Origin of the sequence: Nodularia chucula CCY0103 (genome assembly GCF_963923915.1) — a bacterium.
Taxonomy (GTDB): Bacteria; Cyanobacteriota; Cyanobacteriia; order Cyanobacteriales; family Nostocaceae; genus Nodularia; species Nodularia chucula.
The window spans coordinates 1-16,939 of sequence record NZ_CAWUOL010000107.1 but is presented as its reverse complement, the minus strand read 5'-3'; the positions used below and the strand labels follow the sequence as shown (position 1 = coordinate 16,939).

The 16,939-nt window shown below is 40.4% G+C and carries 13 protein-coding genes and 3 pseudogenes; 7 read left to right on the top strand and 9 right to left on the bottom strand.

Annotation, left to right across the window (positions count from 1 at the left end; all coding sequences use genetic code 11):
- Positions 1–52: 52 nt before the first annotated feature.
- Positions 53–274, top strand: a pseudogene (locus ACM0OP_RS21135) (IS701 family transposase); the annotation flags it as partial.
- Here ACM0OP_RS21135 and ACM0OP_RS21130 read toward each other — a convergent pair.
- The 3 genes from ACM0OP_RS21130 to ACM0OP_RS21120 all read right to left on the bottom strand — a co-directional run bounded on the left by ACM0OP_RS21130 (position 271) and on the right by ACM0OP_RS21120 (position 4,326).
- On the bottom strand, positions 271–447 hold the full coding sequence (locus ACM0OP_RS21130; RefSeq protein ID WP_414530379.1) for a DUF190 domain-containing protein: 177 nt from the start codon (positions 445–447) through the stop codon (positions 271–273). The pseudogene ACM0OP_RS21135 and the gene ACM0OP_RS21130 overlap by 4 nt on opposite strands.
- 181 nt (positions 448–628) lie before the next feature.
- Entirely contained in the window at positions 629–1,171 is a 543-nt protein-coding gene (locus ACM0OP_RS21125; protein WP_414530378.1) for a hypothetical protein, read from the bottom strand.
- A 35-nt stretch (positions 1,172–1,206) separates the two neighbouring features.
- On the bottom strand, positions 1,207–4,326 hold the full coding sequence (locus ACM0OP_RS21120) for an efflux RND transporter permease subunit (RefSeq protein WP_414530377.1): 3,120 nt from the start codon (positions 4,324–4,326) through the stop codon (positions 1,207–1,209).
- Positions 4,327–4,778: 452 nt separating this feature from the next.
- Between ACM0OP_RS21120 and ACM0OP_RS21115 the strand changes: the two genes are divergently transcribed.
- Both ACM0OP_RS21115 and ACM0OP_RS21110 read left to right on the top strand, forming a co-directional pair.
- Positions 4,779–5,408, top strand: coding sequence for a hypothetical protein (locus ACM0OP_RS21115; protein ID WP_414530376.1), 630 nt, complete (start codon positions 4,779–4,781; stop codon positions 5,406–5,408).
- Positions 5,409–5,703: 295 nt separating this feature from the next.
- Positions 5,704–6,249 carry a hypothetical protein gene (locus ACM0OP_RS21110; RefSeq protein ID WP_414530375.1) on the top strand — a complete coding sequence of 182 codons (546 nt, stop codon included), beginning with the start codon at positions 5,704–5,706 and terminating at the stop codon, positions 6,247–6,249.
- Positions 6,250–6,399: 150 nt separating this feature from the next.
- Here the strand turns inward: ACM0OP_RS21110 and ACM0OP_RS21105 are convergent, their stop codons facing one another.
- From ACM0OP_RS21105 to ACM0OP_RS21095, 3 genes are all read right to left on the bottom strand, one after another.
- Positions 6,400–8,046, bottom strand: coding sequence for an iron uptake porin (locus ACM0OP_RS21105; RefSeq protein WP_414530374.1), 1,647 nt, complete (start codon positions 8,044–8,046; stop codon positions 6,400–6,402).
- Positions 8,047–8,359: 313 nt separating this feature from the next.
- Positions 8,360–10,033: an efflux RND transporter periplasmic adaptor subunit gene (locus ACM0OP_RS21100; protein WP_414530373.1), complete on the bottom strand. Its 1,674-nt coding sequence runs from the start codon at positions 10,031–10,033 to the stop codon at positions 8,360–8,362.
- A gap of 858 nt (positions 10,034–10,891) precedes the next feature.
- A complete protein-coding gene (locus ACM0OP_RS21095) occupies positions 10,892–11,293 on the bottom strand; it encodes an ArsR/SmtB family transcription factor (RefSeq protein WP_414530372.1) in 402 nt (133 codons plus the stop codon).
- Between the two features lie 155 nt (positions 11,294–11,448).
- Between ACM0OP_RS21095 and ACM0OP_RS21090 the strand changes: the two genes are divergently transcribed.
- The 3 genes and pseudogenes from ACM0OP_RS21090 to ACM0OP_RS24595 form a co-directional block, all read left to right on the top strand.
- Positions 11,449–13,671: a heavy metal translocating P-type ATPase gene (locus ACM0OP_RS21090; RefSeq protein ID WP_414530371.1), complete on the top strand. Its 2,223-nt coding sequence runs from the start codon at positions 11,449–11,451 to the stop codon at positions 13,669–13,671.
- Between the two features lie 85 nt (positions 13,672–13,756).
- Positions 13,757–14,503 (top strand): cation diffusion facilitator family transporter, encoded by a 747-nt coding sequence (locus ACM0OP_RS21085; RefSeq protein ID WP_462362469.1) that lies wholly within the window; start codon positions 13,757–13,759, stop codon positions 14,501–14,503.
- 199 nt (positions 14,504–14,702) lie between these two features.
- Positions 14,703–14,960 (top strand): annotated as a pseudogene (locus ACM0OP_RS24595) (IS982 family transposase); the annotation flags it as partial.
- Here ACM0OP_RS24595 and ACM0OP_RS21080 read toward each other — a convergent pair.
- The 3 genes from ACM0OP_RS21080 to ACM0OP_RS21070 all read right to left on the bottom strand — a co-directional run bounded on the left by ACM0OP_RS21080 (position 14,928) and on the right by ACM0OP_RS21070 (position 15,983).
- Entirely contained in the window at positions 14,928–15,122 is a 195-nt protein-coding gene (locus tag ACM0OP_RS21080) for a hypothetical protein (RefSeq protein WP_414530369.1), read from the bottom strand. The pseudogene ACM0OP_RS24595 and the gene ACM0OP_RS21080 sit on opposite strands and share 33 nt — an antisense overlap.
- Positions 15,123–15,275: 153 nt before the next feature.
- On the bottom strand, positions 15,276–15,767 hold the full coding sequence (locus ACM0OP_RS21075; RefSeq protein ID WP_414530368.1) for a WGR domain-containing protein: 492 nt from the start codon (positions 15,765–15,767) through the stop codon (positions 15,276–15,278).
- A gap of 42 nt (positions 15,768–15,809) precedes the next feature.
- Entirely contained in the window at positions 15,810–15,983 is a 174-nt protein-coding gene (locus ACM0OP_RS21070) for a hypothetical protein (protein WP_414530367.1), read from the bottom strand.
- Between the two features lie 733 nt (positions 15,984–16,716).
- On the opposite strand from ACM0OP_RS21070, the pseudogene ACM0OP_RS21065 reads away from it, so the two are divergent.
- A pseudogene (locus ACM0OP_RS21065) lies at positions 16,717–16,887 on the top strand (DUF4277 domain-containing protein); the annotation flags it as partial.
- Between the last annotated feature and the right edge of the window lie 52 nt (positions 16,888–16,939).

The window sequence follows — 16,939 nt, the reverse complement described above, 5'->3', positions numbered from 1 at the left end:
ACCATATTTTGGGTTATTTTTATCACCTCTTTCTTAACATTCAACACTTCTGCATCGAGCCATAAAACAAGTATGTGGAATTTGTCGGTTCATGGTTAGAGATACTCATGCAATTAAGACTCACATCTTTTGTTCACTTCAAGCTTTTGTTAAGTTGGAGTTTATGCGCTCTGAAAAAATAATTAGCAATTGGTATGAAATACAACGAAATCTGTTTACTTTAGTTGTACGTGAACATATTTTTGCTAATCTTAATAGCGATCGCATGAACTAGAGCGCATAGATGATGTTTTTTGTCAATGCGTAAGTCCTAAAAAATTCGGTTATTGCACTTTCACTATCAATAACTGTAATCACAAGTGGTAGCACAGAAGACTCCGTAGATGGATCTAACTCGTTCATAGTCCGAAAAATACCATGCTTGCCATATCCAGAAATTGCTCGCATCACCGTCATCCCTGATATTCCCTGTTGGCGAGCGATTGATTCCCAAGAGAGTTTGGTTAAGTGGTTGGTGCTGCCAACTATCAGACTCACTGACATAGATTGTTAGTTCCTTCCATTTAGTTGGTTCGTGGTCGTGCTGGTAAACCATAACTCTTATCTTATTGCTACCACTTGCTGTTAGTTATCGCTTGAAGGTAAAGCGACCGTTCACTTTTTCACCATTGATATCAGAAAGAATAGCAACTTTATAGTCACCTGCTGCTTTTTCAGAAAGTACAGCATGGTAGTGTTGTTCTTTAGCTTCATAAGTGAGCGGAAGCGATTTTTGACTACCATCAGGTAGCTGAATTTGAGCCGTTACCTTTGCATCCGAAACTGTATTGTGCTTTTCTCCTTTCTTTAAATAGAAATCTAAGTGATTTCCATCATCTTCTGGTTCGGCAATAAACTCTAAATGATACTGCCCAGACTCAATAACTTGACCGCCATGTGAATGTTCGCCTTTACCATCTTCGGAATGATCTTGAGCATTATTTTGATTATGAGAATGACCATCATTTTCTGAGTGATTATTTTTTGCTGCGGTTTCAGTCTTGGCAGCCGTTTCTGTTATTGATGCCGATTTATTCTCTGAATTTGCAGCTTGATTACTACCACTACAAGCACCTAATAAAAGTAAGCCTACACTACCTAACACTACAAAGCCAGTCTTAAACAATTTCATTGATTTATACTCCTCAATATTTGGTCAATTAACAACTAAAAAATTGCCTCTCCTGCAATTTCTGTCTGAACAATTGGTTCAGCCTTTCTTGGCATCAAAAATCTACCAAACTGTACATACAAAGCCGGAAGTACCAAAAGAGTTAAAGCAGTTGAAGTAAATAATCCACCTAACACTACAACGGCTAGTGGCTGGAGAATTTCTTTTCCAGCTCCACTACCAATTACCAAAGGACCCATACCCAGAGCCGATGTTAACGCTGTCATTAAGATAGCAGCTAACCTTTCTACTGATCCTTCCATCAAAGCCTGTCGCAGAGGCTGTCCTTCTGCCATCCTAGAATTGTAGTTTTCAACCAGTAATAGTCCATTGCGTGTAGCAACGCCGAATAAAGTAATAAATCCTACCATTGAAGCTACAGAGAGAATACCGCCAGTCAAGGCGATGGAAATGACTCCACCTATTAATGCTAAGGGCAAGTTTAGCAAGATCATGATGGTGGCAGGAATCGACTTGACAGCAAAGTAAATCAGGACTGCGATCGCAACAAAAGCTAATGCACCAGCCGAAAGTAAAGTTTTTGTCGCTCCTTCTTGTGCTTCAAATTGACCGCCGTATTCAATGTAATATCCGGGAGGTAATTGTACCTCTTGCTTAACTTTGTCCCGAATATCTTTAATCACAGAACCTAAATCGCGTCCAGCCACATTGCTAGAGACAACAATATAACGGGAGACGTTCTCACGGTTAATGGTGTTGGGGCCTGTACCGTAGTCAATTTTTGCGACTTGAGCTAAGGGAATTTTCTGTCCATTGGGTATATCAACGAGCAAATCGCGGATGACTTCGATATTGTTGCGGTATTTTTCTTGCAACCAGACAATCAAGTCAAAGGTTTGTTGCTGTTCTAAGATTTGAGATACAGTTCGCCCATTCAGAGCCGTTTCTACCGTCTCTGATAATTCGCCAATAGTCAAACCATAACGAGCTGCTGCGTTACGGTCAAACTGAATTTGCACCTGTCTCATTGGTACTTGCGGTTCTAATTGCAAATCTGCTAAACCGGAAACCTCGCCCATAGCTGATTGTACTTGTTGACCAAGCTGGCGGAGTTGTTCCAAATCGGGTCCAAAAATTTTCACAGCGATCGCACTTCGTACTCCAGAAAGCACTTCATCCATCCTATGCGAAATAAAACCACCGATGTTGGGAACTACACCGGGAATTTTCTCAAATTCCTCCCGGATCATTTCAATTGCCTTATCTCGGTCTTTTCCTCCCTCTTCACTCAGTTGAACATCTAGTTCTCCAACATTGACACTAGCTACTTCGGTATCACCTGATGCCCGCCCAGAACGGAACTGAACTGATTGAATCCGGGGGTCTTTTTTAAGAGTATTTTCCAATACCAAGCCTACCTGATTGGTAGCATCCAGAGATTGACCAGGCATTAAAATCGTAGTAATCACTAGGGCGCGGTCTTGAAATTCTGGTAAAAAAACTTGCCCTAAGGAGGTCATAATTAATATTGAAGCGACAAAACTAGCGATCGCACCTGTCAAAATAATCTTGGGGCGACGTATAGCAAACTGCAACAGTGGGCGATATAATCGCTGAGAAAATCTTTCAACCCAAGTTTCTGTTGTTGGTAAATCAGCGTTTGCCAACAACAGAGCGCATAGTGCCGGAGTCAATGTCAATGCTACCGAGGTTGAAGCCACTATTGACAGCAAATAAGCTATAGCCATTGGTGTAAAAATCCGACCTTCCACCCCAGAAAGGGCAAAGATTGGTGCAAAGACGACCGCGATAATGATTGTCGAGAACAGTACGCTTACCCTTACCTCCACTGAACTATTGAAAACAACTTGCAGGGGTGGTACAGGATTACCTGCTATCTGGTTTTCTCGCAAGCGGCGGTAAGAATTTTCCATATCCACAATTGCGTCATCTACCACCGAACCAATCGCCACAACCAGTCCGCCCAAAGTCATCGTGTTGATGCCTTGTCCCGTCCAATTGAGGATCATCATTCCCAACAACAAAGACACGGGAATCGCGCTCAAGGTAATGATCACCGTGCGCCAATTCATCAAAAATAAAATCAAGATCACACAAACAATGATCGTGCCATCGCGCAAAGCTTCTTCAACGTTTTTTAGCGAGGCTTCGATAAAATCTTGTTGACGGAAGGTTTCGGTAACTTTCACATCTTTAGGCAAGCTGGCTTTTAGCTCTTCCATCGCTGCTTCAGCCGCCTTTGTAACGCTTGGTGTATCAGCATTCGGCTGTTTATTGACAGTCAAAATCACTGCTTTTTTACCCGCAGAACTGCCATCACCGCGTTTGAGTGCAGCACCGATTTGTACATCCGCCACTTGTTCGAGAAGTACGGGTGTGCCATTTTTGGCTTTAATTACTGATTTCTTCAGTTGTTCAATAGATTCAATCCGCCCAACACCTCGCACCAAAGTTTCTTGGTCGGGAGTAATTAAAAATCCCCCTGGTGCATTGGCGTTGGCTGCTTGTGCTGCCTTGGTGACATCATCAAGGGAAACATTAAACGCCTTCAGTTTATCTGGGCTTACTAAAACTTGATACTGACGCTCATCTCCACCAAATATGACAATATTACTGACGCCAGGGACGGACAGTAAGCGGTTTTTCACCTGCCAATTGACAATCTGCCAGACCTCCATTAAAGGAGTAGTTTCTGAGGTAAAGGCGTATTTAACAGTCCATCCCAAGGGGGAACTAACCGGCAGAACCTCTGGGTCTTCTACACCTTGCGGTAGTTGACTGCGTGCTTGTTGCAGCCGTTCTGTTACGAATTGGCGGGCGCGATAAATTTCTGTATCTAAGCTAAAAGTGGCTCTCACAGCCGAAAGACCAACAGCAGAGGAAGAACGCAATGTTTCTAGTCCAGGAGTGCCGTTAATTACACTTTCTATCGGTCGAGTAACTAGGGATTCCACTTCCTCTGGTGCAAGTCCAGGGGCTTCGGTCATAATTTCCACTTGCGGAGGAGCAAAGTTGGGAAATACATCGAGTGGCATTTGTGTAAGGACGAGAAAGCCCCAAACAGATATGAGGATGGAAGCAATAACCACTAGCCAGCGTTGAGCGATCGACCATTTAACAATATAATTGAGCATTATTGGGAAGATAAAGCTTTACTGAATATAAGTCAGCATTAACTTTCTCTAGGATGACAGACTAGAATGAAATTCAGGTGAAATTTGTACCAGGAAGAGTGTGAGCGATAAGATACCCTCCACCGTAGGCGCGATCATTTACTACTTTTTTGCAATTTATGACTACTCACATCTTGCACCAATAAAAATTGATGTAATTTCACTACGATGTATAAAACCTAAGCCCTTGATTTAGCGATAAAATCCCATGAAAATTAGGTATCCTTATCGCGCATCTTTTGAGATTTTCTGGGTGTGGGTGTATACGTAAAGGTGCAAGATATGAGACTAATCATCATTGGGCTATTGAACATTAATAAGTTGCTGTGAATGAGTCAGCTAAATGTTAAAATAATGACGCTATTTGTGTAATTTTCATATTTTAGGATTAGGTTGAGCAACAGAGGTAAGTGATGGCAAAAGCAAAACGTAGCGGGGGAAAAGGGTTTGGTAAACTACCTAAGCCACCATATCTCGATACCTCATTAGATTTTGAAGAATTAGTTAACGGCAATCAAATTTTATTAGTGAACGTAATCACCGACGATAATAAAGGGATCGGAGATGCCTTTACATTTATAAAATATAACGATCTTGCTAACGAATCCTCAAATTTTAGGTCAGCTATTGCCACCGCTTTTGACTCTTCATTGATTAAACTGACGAAGCGGCGACGAAATGAAGAAGGTAAGGGTTTAATAACTCTAACTCCAAAACATTATCGTCAAAAATGGGGACTTAGTGATAACTCTGACGGTGAAACAGTTTTTAATTGGTGGACTTTACCAGAGTTGAAAGTTGCTCAAGAACGGAGCTACATATTTGGTGGAACGCGAATTTTTGCCAGATTAACAGAACCTTTAATTATGTATTCTCAAGAAAGGTTTCCGGTTATCTATCATGCTATTCCATGTACAAGTGGAAATGATCAAGTAAATTATGTGCATCTCATGTTTACTGTTCCATTCAGTTCCAGCGAAGCAGCGGAAATTCTTAGTATCAATATAATTGAACGTGAAACCACACCTTTAACAGAAATTTAACCTCCTAGTTCCTAAAAAGTCATTTAAAAACAAAAACACTATGTCTAAAATCTGCATTGGCAATACTGTAGTTAAAAGTAATAAAAAATTACGACAAATACAATCACAAGTTTTTACTAGTTATGGCTATCAAAAAGTAAACGATTTTTTGCTCAATGATAGCAGAGATTTTAGAGTTGTATTTGATATGTTATGGGAAAAATATCAGAATCAGCCCCAAAAATTTTATAATTCTACTCTGATAAAGGTACTAGACAAATCGAAATAATTTAAAAAGTTTATATTAGCTGTTAATATGCAAACAATTTATCAAATGAAAATCCCTTTTGATAAATTTTATATACCGTGTTTAACACAATGTTATCAAGATTATGAAACTCATAAAGAAACGGGTACGAGGGGTTGGGTAGTTGGTGTTATTGCTTTTCTCGGTGCTACTTACCCTGAACATCGAAAATTTTTATCAAATTTTGTTAACTCTTTAGATATTACAGAAAATATTAATTCAGGAAGAATTATCTATTTAGATAAGTATCTAGCTCTAACTTATAAACAAGATGATGCAAAAAACCAAGCATTAGGAGAACTGTTGTTTGCGGCAAGACATTGTGAAGGTTTATGGTCTTTTAACCAAACAGATGTTTTTGTACCCGTAAGATCCTTACGTCAAGCTAAAATTGCTTTAGCTAATTACCACGGTAAGCCCCGAAAAGGAGAATTAGTAGGAAACGACTCTACACGTTTTTCCAGATTTTTAGGCTTAGATATTAAAGATAATTATGCCTATATGTCTGGATATGAAGAATTAGTTAATTATAGAGGAAAAGGATTCCAAAAATGATAACCAACGTTGCTGAATCAAAAGTTATGTAGAGTGGGTATCCTCAAGCCTGAAAATAAAACACGTTATCAGGTACATCAAAATAGTACAAGCCAAAAACAGCTAATTCATAAGTCTTGAGTTGAGCTATGCTCAACCCAAACTTCTATTTTAGAAAGTGAAAGTTGTTCTCAAGGTACCAATCACAGCATCATTATTATTGTTAGCAGATTGACCAGGATTAGTTAACCAAATTACACCAGGAGTAATAGAAACGTTATCGCTGATACGATATCTATAAAACCCTTCAATGTGATAAGGCTTATCACCGTTGTTACTACCTAAATATGGTTGCGCGCCTGCAAAAATGCCTAAAAGGTTGCCCCTCTTACCAAAGTCAGGTAGAGCTACACCCAATCCATAGCTCCAAACTTCATCGTTATCGTTAGCTCCCAAGCCTGTAATATTACTATAGAGTGCAAACCCACTAATTGACAGTTTACTGCTAGGTCTGAAAGCTGCTTCAAAACCATAAGAATTACTCACAAATGGATTACCACCACCAACAAAATTAGCTTGTGAAGTTCCAACTACAGCAGCGCTTACCGAACCAGCATCAAATAAAGCGCTATCTCCACCATGATAACCGTGAACGTAGGTTGCAGCTAAGGTCAGGCGATCGCCAACGTTAAGATTCAACTGTGCTAAAGCTGCATAGTTACCATCGAATAAACCTGAGCCTGGACTAGGATTATTCGGTTCAGATCCTAAATAACCCAAAGTTAATGAAGGTTTAAAGGTACTACCACCACCAAATGGGACATTAGCACCAATTCCTGCACCGCCACCGATGCGATAGATAGGACTTTCGGAAGCAAAGGTAGATAAAGCACCGTTACCATTATCAAAGTCTTCAAAATAAGGGTTGACAGTGGGAACATAATCGCTTTGGATACCTCCAGTAGCAGCTACATAAACTTGAGAGTTGCCAACAGGGAAGTAATACGCTAACCAATCTATAAAAGCACTATTATTGCTACCAAGAAACAAGTTAAAAGTTTGAGTACCTTCAGCAGTGCCATTGGGTAAAGATAATGGAGTAGCATTACCGGCTGCAATCCGAGTGTGTAAGGTATCTTTACCCGTAAAACTAGTTTGCAAATCTAAACGCACCCGGTTTTGAAAAACGGTATTGTTATTATCATTGTTGCCAAAACTATCCGTAACTGCAAAAACTGCTTCACCTACTAGTTTTGTTGTAGTCGAAAACTGATTAGCTTCTAATTCAGCAGTGCGTGCTTCCAACGCATCTACTCTACCTCTAAGTGTCGCAAGTTCCGCAGAAAATTCTTCTTGTAAACGCTGTAGGGTAGCTAAATCCTCTTTTGTCACCAAATCAGTAGTTGCTGTAGTAATCAGCTCATTAACTCTATCCAAACAAGCATTCAAACCTGCCGCAAATTCATAACGAGTTAAGGCACGATTACCACGATAAGTGCCATTGGCATATCCGGCAATACAACCGTAACGTTCTACTAAAGATTGCAAGGCTTGAAAAGCCCAGTCAGTTGGTTGTACATCCGAAAATTGAGAAACTGATGTAACTTGAGATAGTGAAGTTGGATTATTGGCTTCACGATTGTATTGGTTTATTTGTGACAAGACGTTTTCGTCAGCGTTTGTTTGGGCAAGTAACTGCTGATGAGTTTGGGATGGCTGTTGTTGGCTGTCAGCAGCAATGGCACTAGCTGAAACCACAAAACTTACTCCTAAAAATACTGGGCTAAACACCAGTGTTTTCCACAATAAATTCGGCATATTATTTTTCCTCACACCCTGTCGTAATGATGACTCAAAGCAATATTAAAACGTATTATTCCATATTTTAATGCAGTCTTAGAGGATGTTTTAAAAGGATAGTTTGATCTCATGGTTAGCACAACGAAGCGTCTCGGTATAGAGATGAAACCTTGATTTATCGTCTCAGTTAAGCCCAATCAGAAGAGCTAAATTATACCTTCCCGGACTTTTAAAACATCCTCTTACATTTATAATTTGTATTATAACTCAAACTTCTATAACAATCTTCTAAAAATTTAGTAAAAACATCCCAAGTAATGAGCTTATCTAATTAACCCACACTTTGATCTCGATCTAATTTTTCCTTTGATTCACTTACAGAAAAGTGATGGTGTGTGCCATTATGGTGAAATTCTTCTGAATGAATAAATTCTGGACACTGTAAAACCGTTTCAGACTTTCGACGACGAGTAGACCAGAAGCTACCTGTCATAAAAGCAGCAACTAATGCTACTCCTCCACCCGTTCCTATCACCCATAATGGAGGAGTTAAAGTTTGTTTTTTGGTTGCTGAATTTGCTTCTATCTCCTCAGCATGAGAATCTTCTGTCTTAGCTTTACTATCACCCTTCAATGATTGTGCATAAAGTTGTAGCGCACGTTGGGTAACTACTGCATCTCCCTCAAATAAGCCACTTTTAATCTCAATTAAATCTTTAGAGGTTTGTCCTAACTCAACTTCAACCGATTGGAAAGCATTACCGTTTTGGACATAGACCAATTTCTTATTATTTGCATCCACTACAGCAGAATTGGGAATTGCCAAAGTAGCTGTAGATGTCTGGTCTGTTACAACTTCAAGTTCGGCAAACATTCCAGGTTTAAGCTGCCCTCTAGCGTTATTAACTTCGGCTTGTACTGGTACTACTCGCGTTTCTCCTTCCACTACTGAGCCAATTCTTGTAATCCTTCCTATAAAGGTTTGATTAGGTACGCTAGCAACCTTCATCCTTACCTGTTGACCTGTCGTCACTTTATCTAAATCTTTTTCATAGATATTCGCTGTGGCAAAAACCCGACTATCATTCACAATCGTCATTAATTTGCCACCTGCGTCCTGAAAAGATTGGCCGATAGTAACTTCTCTATCAGCAACTTTGCCAGAAATCGGAGATGTTACTGTGATTAGCCCCTTAGCATTAGCGCGGTTTCCTAGTTGTAGCAGCCGAGTTTCATAAATAGCACTGCTGCGATTAATATTGGATTTTGCTAGGCTAACTGCTGCTTGAGCGCGTTTGAGTTGATTTTCAGCCTGGATAACATCGCGGCGGCTGTTGGCTGTGGTTAGTTTAGCTTTAGCTTCTGCTAGCTGGGTTTGAGATTCTAGGGCGTTGCGACGTGGCAAAGCACCTTCAGTGGCTAACACTTGATCTTTTTCATACTTTTCTTGAGCAAATGCTACTTGGCTTTGGGCTTGGGCGATTTCTGCTGCGGCTATTTGCTGGTAGCGATCGTAGTTTTGTTGAGCCAGCCTCAAGTCAGCTTGAGCTTGCTGTAAATCAGCCTGACCTTGTGCTAATTTGTCCTGAGATTCCACGCGCAATGTCACTAAATCAGGGCTCGTTATAACGGCAACGGGTTGACCTTTTTTTACTGATACGCCTGGTTCTACTAACAGTTCGACTACTTTTACTCCTTGAATTGGGGTGGTGACTTCTACTTGCTGGCTAGGCAAAGTTTCAATCTGTCCAGTAGTTTTAATACCAATCGCTAATCGTTGGCGTTGCACTGGTTCTACCTTAACTCCTAACAATTTTGCGGTTTCTGCATCAACTTCAACAGAACCCGTCGATTCGCCTCCTGCTTGAAACGAACTTCCGCCACTGTGATCATGACCACCACCAGCTAAAACAGAAGTAGGAGTATTTAGTAGTAACAAACTCAACATCGTCAACGAAACATAACGCAGTGGAGCAGAACATTGAAACAAATTAGAGATTCCCATCGCTTGTTGTGTCCTAAGTTAGTGAGAAAGCAGAATCGCCTTTGGATGTTGGCATTTAATGTGCAAATTTGGACTACCGCTTTCTTTAGCTAGTTACATTGCTTTTGCGAGTAGTTTAAGGAATTTGAATAGTAGTCTTTTTTCAGTATTTCATATCGATATGAAATTTGGGTGAAATTTTTAGTGGCGATCGGTATTAGAAAAATAGAAAAAACTATAGCAATCCAAATTAAAAACTGAGAAAATATGTAAACGTAAAATACGTATTTACAGGTATTTCAAGGTGTTTTTCTGATGAATCAAATAAAATTATTATATTATATTTAGGCTATATTTATGTTTTAAAAATTACACGTTTTGAATAAAAATAAAGTACACAGAATATAGAGGTTTGTGGATTTCTATAGATATTTTCACAACATAACCATAAATATCTATTTATAATCCGGTTTGATTTATGAAATTACTTGCGTAGGGAGAGAATAGGGAAGAAGGCTCTTTGAGGTATGCTAAGTTTTTTCAAAAATCAAATAAGAGTCTTAGAGGATGTTTTAAAAGTCCTGAAAGGTATAATTTAGCCCTTCTGATTGGGCTAAACTGAGACGATAAATCAAGGTTTCAGCCCTATACTGAGATGCTTAGTTGTGCCAACCATGATATCAAACGACCCTTTTAAAACATCCTCTTATATATTTTTTTAGTACTATTAGCTAGCGCACATTGGGATTGATTCCTCTAATCATTGGGGCAGTGGGTTTTGCCTTACGCCAACAGAAAGCTAAAAAATGTTGATTGTCTAAGTGTGGAATTTGTTATAACAGCCAAAAGTTACTGAATGCAATCTACTCAGTTTGTAATTTAATCCTTTACCTCTTTCAAATGCTCTGAAACCTCCTGATAAAGGCTGATGATATGGTGATCAGCTAGACTGTAATAGACGTTACGTCCTTCTCTTCGATATTTCACTAAGCGTTGCGATCGCAAAATTCTTAATTGGTGTGATACCGCAGACTCACTTACCTTTACAGCAGCCGCTAAATCACAGACACAGAGTTCTCGATTGGCTAACGCAGACATCAGCCGCAAACGGCTTGGATCAGCCAATGCATTGAAAAACTCTGCCATCTGTTGCGCTTTATCAACAGGCATAACCTCTGGTTGCACCTGACGCACTTGCTCAAGATGAACGAGATGAGCGTCACAACTGGGCATATCTTCGTGTTGAAGAGGCTGGGATTTCGATGATGACGATTTGCTCATAAGGGTCGAGTTTGCTGCCGAGGGCAGAATGCGGGTTTAGTATCGGTAAATGATTCTCATTCTAACATTTGAAACATCTGAATATATATTCAGATGTTTCAATATCTATGTTAAAGTTCAGAAAAGTTCTTCTTCAACCACGGAATGAAACCCTTATGACTCAAACTCCATCGCTCAAAACTCAGCAGATGCAGATTGGTGGGATGGACTGCACAAGCTGTAAGATGAAGATAGAAAATAGCCTGGAACGATTGAGAGGGGTAACTGAAGCAACCGTAACGGTGGCAACCGGGCGGTTAAATGTAACCTACGATTCGGAGCAGGTGAGTGAGGCAACTATCAAAGAGCGAGTGAAGTCACTGGGTTATACTATTGAAAACCCAAAATCACCCGCACCTAAAACTGCTACTAAAGCGCACAATCATCACCAGGATCGTGCAGGGCATAGTCATGAAGATGGTCATACTCACGACGAGCATGATGAGGAAGATGAACACGATCATGGCCACAACGGCTCTGGCGAATTTAATCTAAAGAAAGAACTACCACCAGTACTGATTACAATCGCCCTGTTTACCATTGCTATTCTGTTTGAGAAACCATTACACAACACACCCTACAACATTGCCGAATTTGGCGTTATTATTCCTGCCTATTTGTTGAGTGGTTGGACAGTGCTGAAAACGGCTGGGCGCAATATTCTCAGAGGGCAAATCTTTGATGAAAACTTTTTAATGACGATCGCAACGCTGGGAGCAATCGCCATTCACCAGCTTCCTGAAGCAGTTGCCGTGATGTTGTTTTTTCGGGTTGGGGAGTTGTTTCAGGAATACTCAGTGGGGCGATCGCGCCGTTCGATTAAAGCTTTGCTAGAAGTTCGTCCCGATACCGCTAACCTGAAAGTAAATGGCACAGTCAAACAGGTTTCTCCAGAAACAATCAATGTCGGGGACTTGATTTTGGTGAAACCAGGCGAGAAAGTACCGCTTGATGGCGAAATTCTAGAGGGTAACTCGCAAGTCGATACTTCAGCCCTCACAGGAGAGTCAGTCCCCCGCACGGTTAAACCTGGAGATACCATTCTCGCAGGCATGATTAATTCTTCAGGTGTGCTGACGATTCGAGTAACGAAACTGTTTGGTGAATCATCGATTGCCAAGGTGCTTGACCTGGTTGAAAATGCCACCAGCAAAAAAGCATCTACTGAGAAATTCATTACCAAGTTTGCTCGTTACTATACACCCGTTGTTGTCTTTCTCTCGCTAGGGGTTGCCCTGTTACCACCCCTACTGATTCCAGGGGCAAATCGAGCGGACTGGGTATATCGTGCCTTGGTGCTACTGGTAATCTCCTGCCCCTGCGGACTGGTAATTAGTATTCCTCTCGGCTATTTTGGTGGGATTGGGGGGGCCGCCAAGCGCGGGATTTTGGTCAAAGGCTCCACGTTCCTAGATTCACTCACAGAGGTTAAAACAGTTGTGTTTGATAAAACGGGAACCTTAACCAAAGGCACGTTTAAAGTCACCCAAGTTGTCACAAAAAATGGGTTTTCTGAATCGGAACTGCTGACGCTAGCAGCGAAAGCGGAATCTCACTCGAATCATCCAGTGGCACAGTCGATTCGAGAAGCTTATGCCCAACCGATTGCTGAGTCTGAAATTACTAATTATGAAGAAATTGCGGGGCATGGCATCCGTGCAATCGTTAAAAATCAAGTGGTGATTGCAGGAAACGATCGCCTGCTGCATCGAGAAAAAATTGACCATAACACTTGTGATGTTGCAGGTACCGTGGTTCATTTAGCAGTGGATGGACGGTACGCTGGATACATTCTCATTGCAGACGAAATCAAAGAAGATGCTTCTCAAGCTATTCGAGATTTGAAACGAATGGGTGTACAAAAAACCGTGATGCTGACGGGAGATAATCAGGTGGTCGCCTCCTCAGTAGCTCGTGAACTAGGCTTAGACACTTTCATCGCCGAATTGCTGCCAGAAGGAAAAGTAGACGAAATCGAGAAACTCTTAGACCAATCGGGCAAAGCAAAACTCGCATTCGTCGGAGATGGCATTAATGATGCGCCTGTAATTGCTAGAGCTGATGTCGGTATAGCAATGGGCGGGTTAGGGTCGGATGCTGCCATTGAAACCGCTGATATCGTGCTGATGACGGATGCTCCTTCAAAGGTGGCAGAAGCCATTAAAATTGCCCAGAAAACCCGTCAAATTGTGGTGCAAAATATTGTGGTAGCACTAGCAATTAAGGCACTATTCATCGCGCTAGGAAGCATTGGACTGGCAACACTTTGGGAAGCCGTGTTTGCAGATGTGGGTGTAGCGCTGTTGGCAATTCTTAATGCTACCCGAATTGCCAAGTAGATTCCTGTCAACAAATAGCTTCTTGTGCTTAAGGAGTAATAGATGATATCAAGTCCGGCTAATTTTAGTTATAATTCCCGAATTTATGCATATGAGCAATGAAAACCCTCCCCTCCTCCCTTCGAGCGGTCTTAACGATCAGTCTTTAACCGGGCATGATATAACCCCCGTTGCAAATAGCTCCTGTTCAGTCATGTACACATCTACCCTTTCAAGTGAAAGAAGAGAACAGCCTATCAAGCTTCTATGGATAGTGTTGGGAATGCGGAGTGGGCTTTTTTTGGCAGAGTTGATCGTCGGGCTTTGGGTTCATAGCCTATCTTTACTTGCCGTTGCGGGACACATGATGGTTGATGTCTTAGCGATCGCTGTTGCTCTAGTGGTAGCTGAACTCAACCGTAGTTCATCAAAGAAAGTAGACCTCAATCCAAACCATTTAGAAGCTTGGTCAGCTGCGTTCAATAGTTTGCTCTTACTAGGAATTGCTGTATTCGTAGCTTGGTCAGCGTTCAAGCAGATTCAAGCGCCACAGGTTAGCACAGGTCTACCAATGCTAATTATGGCTGTCTTAGGATTTTTGGTAAAGGGTGTGAATGCTGCTTTGCTATATGAAGAGAGCCATCACAGCTTAAATATACGCGGTGTATTTTTTCACGCGATCGCTGATGCCGTCAACTCTATTAGCCTTTTAGTTGCATCTTTGGCAGTTCTTCTGCTGAACTGGTTTTGGGCTGATGCGATCGCCAGCATATTCGTTTCCTTACTAATTTTGATCAATGCATTATCCCTATTTTGGGAAAGCTTAAAAACTATCAAAACTGAATTGAATTGAAAATACAAGATTAATGGAACGAATAAGATTTAAAAACCAGCAAGTCTCTTGATAGATTGGCACTAAGGAAAGGTCTAGGTTTTGCTTAAAAATAATTCAAACTAATAAATTACGCCTTATGTGAGATGGGGTAGCAAAAAAGAAGGGGAAACCACAAGATAAAGGTAACGACACCAAAGCTTGAGGTCTCCTAATGAATATGGTAGACGGTTCGACCCTATTGACGACAATTTTTGTGCTAATAGATGACTGGTATCAATAAAAAGGCTATAGTTACGTACCGTTATTGCCGGGGCCATCACCAAAATTTACGGATAGTGAGATGTTAACACTGTTGGTAGCAATGGATTTTTTCCCATACCCAGGAGAAGAGCAATTTTTAAGGTTCGTGAGGGCAAATTATTTGAGTTTGTTTCCAAAACTGTTAGACCAAAGCCAGTTCAACCGCAGAGCCAGAAGTGCCAGCCAGTACAGATGAACGTTTAGCGGCAGAATCGGTTTTAGATTCCGTATTGTGGCAATGGAAGGCTTGGTCATGGGTAATTGCTTGTAGAATATCATGTGCTTTTTCGGGGAAAATGCGTATTCTACAGACTGTTTGAATGGACAATCTTTGCAAGGTTGTTTCATATTTTCACCTTAGAGTAAAAAGAAAAAATCACTATCAAGCTATTTATTAGCTTGATAGTGATTCTCAAGAATGTCGCCAAAAACTTTTAGGCAGAGACTTGAGGCTGACAGTTTGTGGTTCAGGTTTCGATACCTCTGTAGTCTATGGAACAGCTACAGAACTGGGTGATAATAATGAGTTGAGGATTTGTTTTTGGTTGTCAATATCCTCAACGGTTCTGTAAACCCTGGTAGGATCTATCTGCATCCCCAAGGGAGTGGGAACGATTTGCAAATATTCATTCAATGCAGCAATGTACCCCTCATGAAAATTCCTGACAGCAAGGCAAGGACGCATGATCTTGAGAAGTTGTATTGCACGTCTGATTTCAGAAACATTGCGACTACCGTCCATCTCAGACTGGCTTTCTTGATAACCTTTGGCTTTCTTCTCAGCTACCAACTGATAATATTTGAAAATCGCCCGTTGATTGCTTGCTAAGGAATGGACTTTCGTTTGGGATTTGTACCCGACTCTTCCCCATTCGATAATCAACTGACTGCCTTCAACTTTTGCACTCCAAAATTTATTGCTGTTGCGGACAGAATCGACAAATACGAGATAGGTTTCCATGATTTGATTGATTGAATTCACAGGTGAATATCTAAAATTTAGACATTCACCTGTAATAAATTATTATTTAGATTGGGCGTTACCCCAGCGAAGTTGATGTTGTAAAGCCTCCAGTAGACCTTCAGCTTCATCTACAGTTATGCCCTCCAAAATTAAGCAAATATCAAACAGTTCTTCGGGAATTGCCCCTATAAACAGACTAGTAAATATTTTTTCTGCTGTTTCTTTCAGAGACATAACATCAGCCCTAAAAACATAGTCTGACAAGATTGTACGAAATAAGAGTTTTGTTCTCCTATCTAGTTTTTCTAAATATTGACCATACTTATCAATAAGCTTGTTAACAAGGTCTGTTTGTCCGTAGTATGTTACTAAGTTGATCATTATTCTAAGTTATAAAATTCATTCAGATTTCGCGTAGCGCTCTTCCACAGGGAATTATCAGGATTTACTTAGCCAATCTTCCCGATAAATCTGCACTTCTCGTTGTTTTTTATAGCCATTAAAAGCTATTTTTAATTTCAAAAAATATCCACTATATTCAGTGATTTGGATAATTTCTCCTTTAATCCAAGTCCGATCTGTAGTATCCCAAAATTTGATTTTTTAACCTACGTTATAAATGGCAATTTCAGTTTTAAGGGTTTGAACATTCGTAAAATTCAACATTTTTAATAAATTTTGCTGTTCAAGACAGACCAACAAGCTTCTCTTTGCTCAGATTCTGTGAGATTTGGATCATTCAAACCCATATTCCGCACCCTAAACTGTCACAGATAAAAAAAGCCATCAAAGTAGTACAAAATAACTAAAGGCAAATCAAAGGTTCAGAGACTTAATGAGAAGAGATAGCATTAATAGGGGTATGGTGTGAGAAAGTGAAGCTTGGTAGCAAAGACAAAAGAAAAAAATGAATTGATAACAAAACAAGAAATAATTGATTACAACAGAAGTAGTGGAGAAAACTGTTGTGAAATCAAAAACGCAAGAAATAGAAATTCAGAACATAGACCATCTAGGGATAGTAGCAGGAATAGTAGACTCAATAGGATTAGTAGAAATAATAAATGAATTAATAGGAGTCGAAAAAGGAGAGAAAGTAAGTCCGGGTCAAGTAGTCAAAGCCATGATAATAAACGGCAGAAGTGTTGAATGTTAAGAAAGAGGTGATAAAAATAACCCAAAATATGGTA